Source organism: Psychrosphaera haliotis, assembly GCF_009728465.1.
Taxonomy (GTDB): Bacteria; Pseudomonadota; Gammaproteobacteria; order Enterobacterales; family Alteromonadaceae; genus Psychrosphaera; species Psychrosphaera haliotis.
The window spans coordinates 690,808-703,251 of record NZ_WOCD01000003.1; the positions used below are offsets into that span (position 1 = coordinate 690,808).

At 40.6% G+C, this 12,444-nt stretch carries 11 protein-coding genes; 4 read left to right on the forward strand and 7 right to left on the reverse strand.

Going from position 1 to position 12,444, the window contains the following annotated elements; all coding sequences use genetic code 11:
• Window positions 1–135: 135 nt before the first annotated feature.
• Window positions 136–4,038: a phosphoribosylformylglycinamidine synthase gene (gene purL, locus GNP35_RS08000; protein WP_155695611.1), complete on the reverse strand. Its 3,903-nt coding sequence runs from the start codon at window positions 4,036–4,038 to the stop codon at window positions 136–138.
• 114 nt (window positions 4,039–4,152) lie between these two features.
• Complete coding sequence (locus GNP35_RS15635; RefSeq protein WP_230961416.1) at window positions 4,153–4,335, reverse strand: hypothetical protein; 183 nt, start codon at window positions 4,333–4,335, stop codon at window positions 4,153–4,155.
• On the opposite strand from GNP35_RS15635, the gene mltF reads away from it, so the two are divergent.
• Both mltF and GNP35_RS08010 read left to right on the forward strand, forming a co-directional pair.
• Complete coding sequence (gene mltF / locus GNP35_RS08005) at window positions 4,265–5,650, forward strand: membrane-bound lytic murein transglycosylase MltF (RefSeq protein WP_230961338.1); 1,386 nt, start codon at window positions 4,265–4,267, stop codon at window positions 5,648–5,650. The two genes, GNP35_RS15635 and mltF, sit on opposite strands and share 71 nt — an antisense overlap.
• A gap of 85 nt (window positions 5,651–5,735) precedes the next feature.
• Window positions 5,736–5,900, forward strand: a complete 165-nt coding sequence (locus tag GNP35_RS08010; protein ID WP_155695613.1) for a hypothetical protein — start codon at window positions 5,736–5,738, stop codon at window positions 5,898–5,900.
• Here GNP35_RS08010 and tadA read toward each other — a convergent pair.
• Window positions 5,897–6,427: a tRNA adenosine(34) deaminase TadA gene (gene tadA / locus GNP35_RS08015; protein WP_155695614.1), complete on the reverse strand. Its 531-nt coding sequence runs from the start codon at window positions 6,425–6,427 to the stop codon at window positions 5,897–5,899. The genes GNP35_RS08010 and tadA overlap by 4 nt on opposite strands.
• Before the next feature lie 197 nt (window positions 6,428–6,624).
• Here tadA and GNP35_RS08020 point away from each other — a divergent pair, with 197 nt between their 5' ends.
• Together GNP35_RS08020 and GNP35_RS08025 are read left to right on the forward strand one after the other, a co-directional pair.
• On the forward strand, window positions 6,625–6,867 hold the full coding sequence (locus tag GNP35_RS08020; RefSeq protein WP_230961339.1) for a hypothetical protein: 243 nt from the start codon (window positions 6,625–6,627) through the stop codon (window positions 6,865–6,867).
• A 34-nt stretch (window positions 6,868–6,901) separates the two neighbouring features.
• Entirely contained in the window at window positions 6,902–7,087 is a 186-nt protein-coding gene (locus GNP35_RS08025; protein WP_155695615.1) for a hypothetical protein, read from the forward strand.
• 46 nt (window positions 7,088–7,133) lie between these two features.
• Here GNP35_RS08025 and guaA read toward each other — a convergent pair whose 3' ends face one another.
• The 4 genes from guaA to GNP35_RS08045 form a co-directional block, all read right to left on the reverse strand.
• The gene (guaA, locus tag GNP35_RS08030; RefSeq protein WP_155695616.1) at window positions 7,134–8,717 is read right to left on the reverse strand and encodes a glutamine-hydrolyzing GMP synthase; all 1,584 of its coding nucleotides are present in this window, start codon (window positions 8,715–8,717) and stop codon (window positions 7,134–7,136) included.
• A gap of 129 nt (window positions 8,718–8,846) precedes the next feature.
• On the reverse strand, window positions 8,847–10,316 hold the full coding sequence (gene guaB, locus GNP35_RS08035; protein ID WP_155695617.1) for an IMP dehydrogenase: 1,470 nt from the start codon (window positions 10,314–10,316) through the stop codon (window positions 8,847–8,849).
• A gap of 209 nt (window positions 10,317–10,525) precedes the next feature.
• Window positions 10,526–11,257 (reverse strand): alpha/beta hydrolase family protein, encoded by a 732-nt coding sequence (locus GNP35_RS08040; RefSeq protein ID WP_196492463.1) that lies wholly within the window; start codon window positions 11,255–11,257, stop codon window positions 10,526–10,528.
• Window positions 11,211–12,431, reverse strand: coding sequence for a hypothetical protein (locus tag GNP35_RS08045; RefSeq protein ID WP_155695619.1), 1,221 nt, complete (start codon window positions 12,429–12,431; stop codon window positions 11,211–11,213). Before GNP35_RS08045 ends, GNP35_RS08040 begins: the two co-directional genes overlap by 47 nt.
• Between the last annotated feature and the right edge of the window lie 13 nt (window positions 12,432–12,444).

Here is a 12,444-nt window from a genome sequence, read left to right on the forward strand (position 1 = left end):
CATTAGACCTGATTATAAAGGTCTGGCTTTCAATTTATTTAACTTTTTTTGTTTATAAATCAAAAAAGCCATCTTTACGATGGCTTTTTATGCACTCAAGCTAAAGTTTTTAAACTATAGCGATAAAATGCTCGACTATCCAACCCACTTACGTGCGTTTCTAAACATTCTCATCCAAGGGCTATCTTCTAACCACTCATCAGGGTGCCAAGAGTTGCTAACCGTTCTGAATACTCGCTCAGGGTGCGGCATCATAATCGTGACACGACCATCATTAGTAGTTAATGATGTAATACCTTCTGGAGAACCATTTGGATTAGCTGGGTATGTCGTGGTTTTTTCGCCACGGTTATCTACATACTGCATAGCAACAGTGTTTGACGACAATGCGTCAGCAACTGCTTGTTCCGACGTAAATTCAGCTCTACCTTCACCATGTGATACAGCGATTGGCATTTGCGAACCTTCCATACCTTGGAACAAAATAGACGGTGATGGTTGAATTTCTACCAGACTAAAGCGAGCTTCAAAGCGTTCTGATTTATTATTCACAAATCGAGGCCAGTGATCAGCACCAGGAATAAGTGAACGTAAATTAGACATCATCTGACAACCATTACATACACCTAAACTAAAGGTGTCATCACGATGGAAGAATGCTTTAAATTGAGCAGATAAATCGTCATTAAACAGAATTGACTTAGCCCAGCCTTCGCCTGCACCTAATACGTCTCCGTATGAGAAGCCGCCACAAGCCACTAAACCAACAAAAGACTCGAGCTTAATACGACCCGACTGTAAGTCACTCATATGTACGTCAATGGCATCAAAGCCAGCGCGGTTAAAGGCAGCCGCCATTTCTACATGTGAGTTAACGCCCTGCTCTCGTAAAATAGCAACTCGAGGTCCGTTTCCATTACTTTTAGCAATTAATGGAGCTGCAACATCTTCATTAATATCAAACGTTAAACTTGCGCTTAAACCTGGGTCTTCAGTATCAAACTTAGCGTCATGCTCTTGCTGAGCGCACTCTGGGTTATCACGCAATGACTGCATTTCAAACGTAGTTTCAGCCCAAATTGTTCTAAAGTGTGTACGAGTATTATTTAATATCTCTTCACCATTTAATGAGAACAACAGTTTATCGTCGGCCGTCACATCGCCAATTACAGATGCATAATCTGTCATGCCGTGGTTGGCAAGTATTGTCATTACTTCGTCAACATTTGACTCGGCAACTTGAATCACTGCACCTAGCTCTTCAGAGAATAAAATAGAAAGTGCATCCGTGCCTAAATTATCTAGGCTTACGTTTGCGCCTGCTTTACCTGCAAAGGCCATTTCAGCTACCGTTGCAAATAATCCACCGTCTGAACGGTCATGGTAAGCTAGCAATTTACCAGCCGCACTTAGCGCTTGAACAGAGTCAAAGAAACCTTTTAACAGTACTGGAGCGTCTAAATCCGGTGCGCTTGTACCTAATTGATTATAAACTTGCGCTAAACAACTGGCACCTAAACGGTTTTGCTTGTTGCCTAAGTCAATTAAAATTAACTTTGATGCGCCTTGATCTGTTCTCAACTGCGGAGTTAATGTTTTACGAACGTCTTCTACTCTAGAGAACGCTGTAATAACTAATGACAGTGGTGAAGTAACTGACTTATCAGTTCCATCTTCATCTTGCCATTGAGTCTTCATCGACATTGAGTCTTTACCAACTGGAATCGTTAAGTCTAACGCTGGGCATAACTCTTCGCCTACCGCTTTTACCGCTTCATACAAACCAGCGTCTTCACCAGGGTGACCCGCTGCTGACATCCAGTTTGCAGACATCTTGATTCGTTTTAACTCACCAATATTAGCCGCTGCGATATTAGTAATTGACTCAGCCACCGCCATTCGCGCAGAAGCACCATAGTTTAATAATGCAATCGGCGTACGTTCGCCCATCGACATTGCTTCACCGTGATAACTATCAAGTGACGCAGTGGTAACGGCCACATCCGCAACAGGAACCTGCCATGGACCAACCATTTGGTCGCGCGCAACCATACCAGTTACAGAGCGGTCACCAATGGTGATCAAAAAGGTCTTTTCTGCAACCGTTGGTAAACGCATAATGCGTTCAGCCGCATCTAAAGGAGTAACACCGTTTAAATCTAATGCGCTACCTGTAGTAGTTTTAGACTTAACGTCGCGATGCATTTTAGGCGCTTTACCTAACAAAACGTCTAACGGCAAATCAACAGGTTTATTATCAAAGTGATCATCAGTTAGCGTTAAATGGCGCTCTTCTGTTGCTTCACCAACCACTGCATATTGTGCACGTTCGCGCTGGCAAATTTGTTCAAATTGCTCAAGGTTTTCAGGTGCTACCGCTAATACATAACGCTCTTGTGATTCATTACACCAAATCTCTAGTGGTGACATGCCTGGTTCGTCGTTAGGTACTTTACGTAAATCAAAAATACCGCCACGCTCGCCATCATTTACCAACTCAGGGAAAGCATTTGATAAGCCACCTGCGCCAACATCATGGATAAATGCAATTGGGTTTTTGTCGCCTAATTGCCAACACTTGTCGATAACTTCCTGACAACGTCTTTCCATTTCTGGATTTTCACGTTGTACAGAAGCAAAGTCTAAATCTTCGTTTGACTGACCAGATGCCATAGAACTTGCAGCACCGCCGCCAAGTCCAATATTCATGGCAGGACCACCTAACGCTATAAGTTTAGCGCCAACTGGTATGATTCCTTTTTCTGTGTGTTCACGACGAATATTACCTAAACCACCCGCTAGCATGATTGGCTTGTGGTAACCTCGAACTTCTTCGCCGTTAAAGCTATTCACTTTTTCTTCAAAGGTTCTAAAGTAGCCTAGGATATTTGGGCGACCAAATTCGTTATTAAACGCAGCACCACCTAGTGGGCCTTCTGTCATAATTTCTAGTGCGTTTACAATTCGGCTAGGTTTGCCAAAATCGTTTTCCCACGGTTGTTCAAAACCAGGTATACGCAAATTAGAAACCGTAAAACCAACTAAACCAGCTTTAGGTTTGGAACCTCGACCTGTGGCACCTTCATCTCTGATTTCACCACCAGAACCTGTTGCGGCTCCTGGGAAAGGCGAGATAGCCGTTGGGTGGTTGTGAGTTTCAACCTTCATAAGAATATCAATATTCTCATGGTGGTATTGATAAGAGCCTGATTCTGGATTTGCGAAAAATCGTCCAGCTTCTGAACCATGCATAACCGCAGCGTTATCTTTATAAGCTGAAGTCACATATTCAGGGTTGTGCTCAAAAGTGTTTTTGATCATTTTGAACAACGACTTAGGCTGTTCAACACCGTCGATTGTCCAATCAGCATTAAATATTTTATGACGACAATGTTCTGAGTTTGCCTGTGCAAACATATATAGCTCAATGTCGTTTGGATTACGTTCTAGTCGCTTAAAGCTCTCAACCAAATAATCAATTTCATCTTCTGCTAACGCTAAACCCATCACTATATTGGCTTGGCTCAACGCTTCGCGTCCGCCCTCTAATATATTAACCGACGTTAACGCTTTTGGAGACTCTTGGTAAAATAATGCACTTGCAGACTCTAACGAATCAAAAACAGATTCTGTCATTCTGTCATGCAGCACTGAATATATCGTTTTGATTTGAGAGTCAGACAAGGAGGAAGTAGGTTCTAGATAATACGCTAAACCGCGTTCGATTCGTTTTACTTTATTGAGGCCGCAATTGTTTGCGATATTTGTTGCTTTAGTTGACCAAGGAGAAATGGTGCCGGGGCGTGGAGTAATTAGGAATAAAGAACCGCTGGGTGGATGAGATTGAATCTTGGGTCCATATTCTAGTAGAGCGTTTAACTTAACTATTTCGGGGTCGGACAATTCAGACTCAAGGTCTGTAAAGTGGACAAACTCCGCATAAATATCTTTAATAGGAAGTCCATGTTGTTTAAACGTAGACAATAACTTGTTGACTCTAAAGTCAGATAAAGCTGGGGCACCACGAAGGATTAACATATGCCAATTCACCATTCATGTTGAAAGGAAAGAAATTAGGCGCGCATTATACCCTCAATTTTTACCAATAAACAGAATTGTGTGGTAGTTTAATACAATAAAAACAAACAATTTTTAGTCAGCAATGTCGGTACCCATATAACTCATGCCAATCCATTTAAAAAAGCACACCTCTTCAACCACTATTAAACATTGCTTTTCGCTCTTGTGTTTTGCCCTTCTTTTTTTGATCTCTGCGTGTAGCGATAACTTTTCAAGCTCTAAACTGCAGGGCATAAAAAAAGAAAACGTACTCAAAGTGGGAATCCTTTTTGATCCAGCAAGTTACTATATTGATGCTAGTGGTGCCGCGGGATTTGAATATGAACTAGTTCAAAAGTTTGGAGAATACCTCGATGTAAAAATCGAATTAGTACCTAGCTATAACTCCGCAGAACTATTGCCTAAATTAAAGAATGGTCAGGTAGACATTGTGGTGGGCGGTACTGCCTCGCTTTCTAATTCGAATAAAGAATTCAGACTGTCACCTCCTTATTATTTCATTGACCAAAAATTAGTTTTTAAACAGGGCCGTGAAAGACCAAAAAGTTTTGACGAGCTCATTGATCCTATTACCGTTGGGTTTGGCACTGATCACATTGATGCTATTAAAGAAGCGACTCAAAATTTTCCGCAAGTTAAAGTGGATGTAGTTAACAATACTGACCCCACTGAATTATTAGAAGCTCTCATGGCCGAAGACTTTGCCTTTACTATTGCAGACAGTCACCGACTAGCACTCATGAGACGTTATTATCCAGATATTAGTGTTGCTTTCACTATTAAACAGGACGTGCCTCTTAACTGGTTATTACCTCAAAACGACGACGACTCTTTATTCGCAACCTTGATAGAGTTCTTTGGTGAAATTCACCAAAGTGGCGAGCTAACGGTATTAGAAGATAAATACTTTGGTCACGTTGAGACATTTAATTATGTAGACACTCGTTTATTTATTAGAGCAATCGAGGACGTATTACCTAAATATAAGCCTTGGTTTGAAGAGTACTCTGGTGACTTAGACTGGAGACTAATCGCGGCACAAAGCTACCAAGAATCACATTGGAACCCACGCGCAAAATCCCCCACTGGCGTTCGAGGCATAATGATGCTCACTCAACCCACGGCAAAACAAATGGGCGTTAAATCAAGACTACATGCAGAGTCAAATATCCGCGGAGGCGCACAATATTTGAATTTACTTATGCAGCGTATTCCAAAAAGAATCAGTGAATCAGACCGACCTTGGTTTGCATTGGCAGCATATAACTTAGGTTGGGGTCATGTACAAGACGGCCGCCGTATTACAGAACAATTTGATGGTGACCCTGACAAGTGGGTTGATGTAAAACAACACCTGCCTAAACTTAGACAAAAAAAATATTATAAAACAACTCGGTATGGTTTTGCGCGTGGCGATGAAGCGGTAACGTATGTATCAAACATCAGACGTTACTATGACACATTAAACTGGATTGAAGACCAAGCGATTCAAAAAGAGCTCATAGAGAAAAACATAGAACAGCAAAAAGAACAGGCCAATGAAGAACTCGATGAAAATATAAACCAATAAGTAAATGATGTAACACCTATGCAATAATTAGATGTTACACTGCCCGGTAATACATACGAATGACTAAGTACTTCCTAGGACAAAAATGATTAAAAGAAGACGTACCTTTGGCTTAACAAAAGCAAACAAATTTATCGACCGAACTCGCCGTCGTGTTGCTCGTAAAGGTACTAAAAAAGCCATTGTTAACCGCCGAATAAAACAAGCTAATACTTTGTTTGATGAAGCGTTAGAAAGAGAAAACGACTAACCTTCGTTAAGCTTACGCTTATTTAATTTATCGGCTTTTTTCTCTGCCCGACGCTTTTTAAAAAAAGCAGACAACATTGTGCTGCATTCTTCCTCTAAAACGCCACCCATAGACTCTACAATATGGTTATGGCTCTCGTGCTCAAGTAACTTCATTACGCTCTCAACTGCGCCTGTTTTATAATCTTTAGCACCATAAACTAGCCGGCTTACTCGAGCGTGGACCATTGAGCCTGAACACATGACACAAGGTTCTAAAGTAACGTAAAGCGTAGTATCAACTAATCTATAATTTGAACAAACTTCACCGGCAGCTCTCAGCGCCATCACTTCTGCATGTGCTGTTGGATCATTCAAGGCAATGGCTTGATTATAACCTTCTGCTATTATTTCTCCGTTACGCACCAATACAGCCCCAACAGGTATCTCACCTATTGCTTCCGCTTTTTTTGCGAGTTGAAGTGCATGACGCATAAACATCTCATCTATGGACTTTATAGCATTAGAAATTTCATTAGTGATGGTCATATTTAGCTCAAATGGCGAAAACGGTTAAAATTTAAATCAATTAATCAAAAAGTGGCTAAGCTTACACAGGCACAATTATAGAAAACAGAAATAACAAATAAAAACAACAACTTAACAAGTGGCACAATAGTTGGTTCTTGCTAAGTATAAGTTTATCAATTACAACTATATATTCATATTCAACAAGGAAATTAATTATGTCTTCTATGCCCTTCATCGTTGCTATTGTCGCTATCATTGGTGGTCTACTTTACTCGGCCTACGAGCAGAAAGTTAAATTACAGCTGGCAAAAGAAAAAAATAAAACATCTGAGCACGAAGAAAATTTAGCAAAAGAAGTCGCACTCTTAAAAGAACGAATTGTTGTATTAGAAAAGATTGTAACGGATAAGAATTACTCATTAAAAGACGAAATTGATTCGTTGAGCAAAGCAAGTTGAGTCCTTGACTGCAAGCATTACTTAAGGAGTAAGTATGAAGTTTTTATATAGAATACTATTACCAATCGGTTTAATTTTGGCGGCACTTATGTGCTATCGGGTTGGAGCAGTTCAAGGATCAATTGCATTTTTTGCTATTGGTATTTTGTTTGAAATTGGCTTTTGGTCACGAGTCTTCCCCAGCCGTTCCTCTTCTAAAAATAAAAAAGGCGCTTCATAAAGCGCCTTTTTCGTTACAAGTGAATATCAAGCACACTCAACGTGAACTATTCCCATTCAATCGTTGCCGGTGGTTTACCACTGATGTCGTAAACAACTCGTGAAATACCATCTATTTCATTAATAATACGGTTCGACACTTTACCTAAGAAATCATATGGTAAATGAGCCCAATGCGCTGTCATGAAGTCAATGGTTTCTACAGCTCTTAGGCTAACAACCCAGTCATACTTACGACCGTCGCCCATTACACCAACAGAACGAACAGGTAAGAAAACTGTGAATGCTTGACTAACTTTATTGTAAAGATCGGCTGCGTGTAGCTCTTCAATAAAAATAGCATCCGCACGACGTAACAAGTCTGCGTATTCCTTTTTAACTTCACCTAAAATACGAACACCTAAACCTGGCCCTGGGAACGGGTGACGGTATAGCATGTCATATGGTAAACCAAGTTCTAAACCAATCTTACGTACTTCGTCTTTAAACAATTCACGTAACGGCTCAACTAAGCCCATCTTCATGTGTTCTGGCAAGCCACCAACATTATGATGAGACTTAATAACATGGGCTTTACCAGTCGCAGAGGCAGCAGATTCAATAACATCAGGGTATATTGTGCCCTGAGCTAGCCATTTCGCATTTTCTAACTTAGACGCTTCTTCATCAAAAACTTCAACAAAAACGTTGCCTATGATTTTACGTTTTTTCTCAGGATCGTTTTCGCCTTCTAATCTATCTAAAAAGCGCTGTTCCGCGTTTACATGAATGATATTTAAACCAAAATGATCGCCAAACATATCCATGACTTGTTGACCTTCATTCAGTCTCAACAAACCGTTATCTACAAATACGCAAGTTAGTTGTTTACCAATAGCTCTATGTAAAAGCATTGCAACAACTGAAGAATCAACGCCACCTGAAAGACCTAAAATAACTTGGTCACCACCAACTTGCTTCTTCATTTTCTCAATAGCGTCTTCAATTATAGAAGCTGATGTCCATAGCTTTTCACAACCGCTGATATTACAAACAAAGTTTTCTAGTAAGCGAAGACCTTGTTTGGTATGTGTTACTTCAGGGTGGAATTGAACACCATAAAAGCGCTTTTCTTCATTCGACATAATTGCATAAGGACAGCTGTCTGTTTTAGCAATTGTGCTAAAGCCAGCTGGAATTGCACTTACTTTGTCGCCATGACTCATCCACACATCGAGCATTGAGTTGCCCGCAGAGTTTATGGAATCTTCAATATTTTTAAGCAACGCAGACTCTTTTACCACTTCTACGCTGGCATAACCGAACTCTCGTTCCATTGATATTTCAACAGCTCCGCCTAATTGCTGAGACATAGTTTGCATGCCATAACAAATACCAAGAACTGGTACTCCGGCATTAAATACATATTCCGGAGCTCTAGGTGAGTTGTGTTCAGTTACTGACTCCGGACCACCGGCTAAAATAATACCGTTTGGAGCAAACTCTTTGATTTGTTTTTCTGTAACATCCCATGCCCATAATTCGCAGTAAACGCCGATTTCACGCACGCGACGAGCGATAAGTTGAGTATATTGGGAGCCAAAATCTAAAATTAAAATTTTATGCTGGTGAATGTCTTTCTCTATGGACATGTTTTAGCCTTTTAATTGCTGGTTAGCGAGAGGTGCTAACTCGGTGTAAAAAGACCGAGCTAAAAAAGCTCGGCCATTATTAAATACTTCCATTTAGTTTAGCCTATTGAAAAGCATCAATATAAAAACCTAACCTAAACGATAGTTTGGAGCTTCTTTAGTAATTTGTACGTCATGAACATGAGACTCACCCATACCCGCTGAAGTAACACGTACAAATTGAGGTTTAGTATTCATTTCATGAATAGTTGCACTGCCAGTTAATCCCATTGCAGAGCGGATACCACCAAGTTGTTGGTGAATAATATTCTCAATCGGGCCTTTGTAAGCAACACGACCTTCAATACCCTCTGGTACTAACTTTTCATTGCTGTCTGACTTTTGGAAGTAGCGATCTGAAGAACCATGACTTTGGTTCATGGCGCCTAAGCTACCCATGCCTCGGTACGATTTGTAATAACGACCTTGATAAAGCTCAACTTCACCAGGCGCTTCTTCAGTGCCCGCTAACATTGAACCAACCATTACGCAGCTTGCACCAGCTACTAATGCCTTTGAAATATCACCTGAGAATCGAATGCCGCCATCAGCAATAACTGGAATATCTCTACCAGCAACAGCTTCTACTGCATCTGCAATAGCGGTAATTTGTGGTACACCACAACCGGTAACAATACGAGTAGTACAAATTGAACCTGGGCCAATGCCTACTTTTACAGCATTAACACCCGCTTCAACTAACGCTAGAGCGCCATCAGCTGTTGCGACGTTACCGCCTACAATTTGTAAATCTGGATAATTTTCACGTGTCCACTTAACACGCTCCAACACACCTTGAGAGTGTCCATGAGAAGTGTCAATCAACAACACGTCAACACCAGCTTTAACAAGTGCCTCTATACGTTCATCTGTGCCTGGGCCAACCCCAACTGCAGCACCAACACGCAAACTACCAAGCTCATCTTTACAAGCATTTGGTTTGCTATCTGCTTTTTGAAAGTCTTTAACGGTGATCATGCCTTTAAGTTTAAACGCATCATCTACAACTAAAATCTTTTCAATTCTGTGCTCATGCATTAACGCCATAACAGCATCGCGCGCCGCCGCTTCATGCACGGTGACAAGCTTTTCTTTTGGCGTCATTACAGAACTAACTTTTGCTTTTAAGTTTGTTTCAAAGCGTAAATCACGACCGGTAACAATACCTTCAAGGTTGTTATCACCATCAACTACCGGAAAGCCAGAAAAACCATGCTCATGAGCAAGTTTCATGACTTCACCAAGAGTGATTTGAGAGGAAACAGTAACAGGGTCAGAAACAACGCCGCTTTCAAACTTTTTAACACGACGAACTTCATTCGCCTGCGCTTGAATTGACATATTCTTGTGGATAAATCCGATGCCGCCTTCTTGAGCTAATGCAATCGCTAAACGGCTTTCCGTTACAGTATCCATCGCTGAGGATACCATAGGGATATTCAACTCAATTTTTTGAGTCAAGCGTGTTTTTAAATTGGCTTCGTGAGGAAGAACGGTGGAGTGACCTGGAACTAATAAAACGTCGTCAAACGTTAGGGCTTCTTTGACTATCCGCAACATGGCAATTGGTACCTTACATGAAAAGTAGATGGAGTATGTTGCGGTCGCATTTTAATTGAAAAGTTATGGTTCGTAAACCTAAATTTCACTTATTTATGAGGTAAGAATGATAAAAATACCGAAAAACATCAATATTTAAAAATTGGACCAACAGGCTATTACTTGCTAGTTGATCCAATTCTGTCAAAGGGTTGCGTGCATATCCCCTTTTAGTGTTTTAAGTGGGTTTCTAAAAACACCGTCATTTCACGATAGAGAGTTTGCTGGCTTTCATTGTCATCAAAAAAGTGTGTGCCATTTTTAATTTCTACATATTTAACATCTATTTTTCGCTTTGCTTCGTCATAAAATGACTCTGACTGATTGTAATCAACTCGCGTATCTTTGTTCCCATGAATTAATAAAATAGGCGCTGTGATTTTATCAATATAGTTTATGGCTGAAACCTCATCCAACTTTTCAACAGCCTCTTCGTTTGTAACATCCACTATGTGACCTGTATAAAAACCAAAGTTGTCGCCGTTCATTACCATTGTTTTAAGGTCAGATAAGCCTGCAATACTTACAACACAGTCAAATCGCTCGGGTTGTTGAAAACTCGCTGTTAACGCAACATAACCACCATAACTGCCTCCTACAATACACGCTTTATCACGAGAAACTCGATTGGTCCCAATTACCCAATCCATCGCGTCATAAACGTCTTGTTGCATGCGTTTTCCCCATTGAAAGTAACCTGCAGTTTCAAAGTCATTCCCAAAGCCGGCAGAACCACGGAAGTTAACTTGTAAAACGGCATACCCCATTGATACAAAATACTGTAACTGAGGGTCAAAGTACTTATAGTCTCGGGCGTGTGGACCACCATGCGGATATACGATTAGTGGAGGTTGCTTAACGCCATTCGGTATAGTTAGGTAACCCGTTAGTTTCTTGCCCATCTGATGCATTAAACGAATAGTTCTCTACCGACGAAAATGGCTTATTTGCTAAAGCCGGGTAAGTTCGGACCCAAGCACCACCTTTTTTAGCGGCTAAATCAAAATGAACATAAAGGGTTGGTTGATTGTCGCTTTGCTTTGCAACTAATACCTTTGTTTTGTCGATACTTCGGCTAACAAGAGTCACCTGCTCAGCGTTTAACATTTTAGAGAAGCTTTTTTCAAATGCCGCGTCTGCTGGGTCGAAATACAACTTTTTAGAATAGTCGTCACTATAGTATCCTCCAATCAGCTCTCCTTCCCCGTTGTTAATACCACCCGTGATGTCAAAAACGGGATGACTTAGTACCATAGATTCAAATTCACCTAAGGCGATATCATAAAGCCAAATAGACTCACGTCTTACTTCCCTATCACTCAAAACATAAGCTTTGTTACCATTTTTTGTTAAACCAATAACATTAAACGTTTCACCTTTACCGACCACCCGAGTATGAAGTTTCGTTAACTCACTTCCGGCTTTTTCTCGATGCCAAATCGTACGCGTGAAAACGTTTTCCTCTCTATCGAAAGCAACGCCGAGCCTAACAACTCCATTTACTGCGCTCCAACTACTAATATCATGTTTATTGTTTTGAACCTTTTGAAACTTTCCAGAGCTTAAATTTACTTTAAAGACTGAATAACCTTCGTCTAACTTATCGTAGGTAGAAACAAGTATATGTTCTTCATCATTCTTAAGTAACGAAACTATTTTGAAAGTTGTATATTCATACCAACGCTCCTGGGAGAAGCGGCGTTCAGTCAATGCTACATTACTTTTGTTCTTAACATCAAAAGCATATAAACGACTAACCCGATAATGTTCACCTCTAGACCATTGTGGTGAACTGGCTGAAACAATAATGTACTTATTGCCTGACCAACTAATTGAATCTACTCTATCTTTACCAAGCCTCAACGACGCTAAAATATCGAAATCGCGACTCCCAAATGCACTTACACTCACAGTTGGGCCATCTGGAGTATTGTAGATCATAGCGATTTTACTACCATCTGGGGAAACCCTTGGCTGTTCTACCAATGGGAGTTGTGCGAAGTCGTTCCACTTTTCATCTGCTAGTGCATTTGATACACCAACTAAAAGTAATAATGTGGTAAAGAATTTAAACATATCTATCCCTGTT

Bases quoted from the DNA above. Each gene is read 5' to 3' on its own strand.
- tadA (WP_155695614.1), bottom strand. From the start codon at position 6,427: ATGACCATCACTAATGAAATTTCTAATGCTATAAAGTCCATAGATGAG.
- GNP35_RS08045 (WP_155695619.1), bottom strand. From the start codon at position 12,431: ATGTTTAAATTCTTTACCACATTATTACTTTTAGTTGGTGTATCAAAT.
- GNP35_RS08025 (WP_155695615.1), top strand. From the start codon at position 6,902: ATGAAGTTTTTATATAGAATACTATTACCAATCGGTTTAATTTTGGCG.
- GNP35_RS08020 (WP_230961339.1), top strand. From the start codon at position 6,625: ATGTCTTCTATGCCCTTCATCGTTGCTATTGTCGCTATCATTGGTGGT.
- GNP35_RS08010 (WP_155695613.1), top strand. From the start codon at position 5,736: ATGATTAAAAGAAGACGTACCTTTGGCTTAACAAAAGCAAACAAATTT.
- guaA (WP_155695616.1), bottom strand. From the start codon at position 8,717: ATGTCCATAGAGAAAGACATTCACCAGCATAAAATTTTAATTTTAGAT.
- guaB (WP_155695617.1), bottom strand. From the start codon at position 10,316: ATGTTGCGGATAGTCAAAGAAGCCCTAACGTTTGACGACGTTTTATTA.
- purL (WP_155695611.1), bottom strand. From the start codon at position 4,038: ATGTTAATCCTTCGTGGTGCCCCAGCTTTATCTGACTTTAGAGTCAAC.
- GNP35_RS08040 (WP_196492463.1), bottom strand. From the start codon at position 11,257: ATGGGCAAGAAACTAACGGGTTACCTAACTATACCGAATGGCGTTAAG.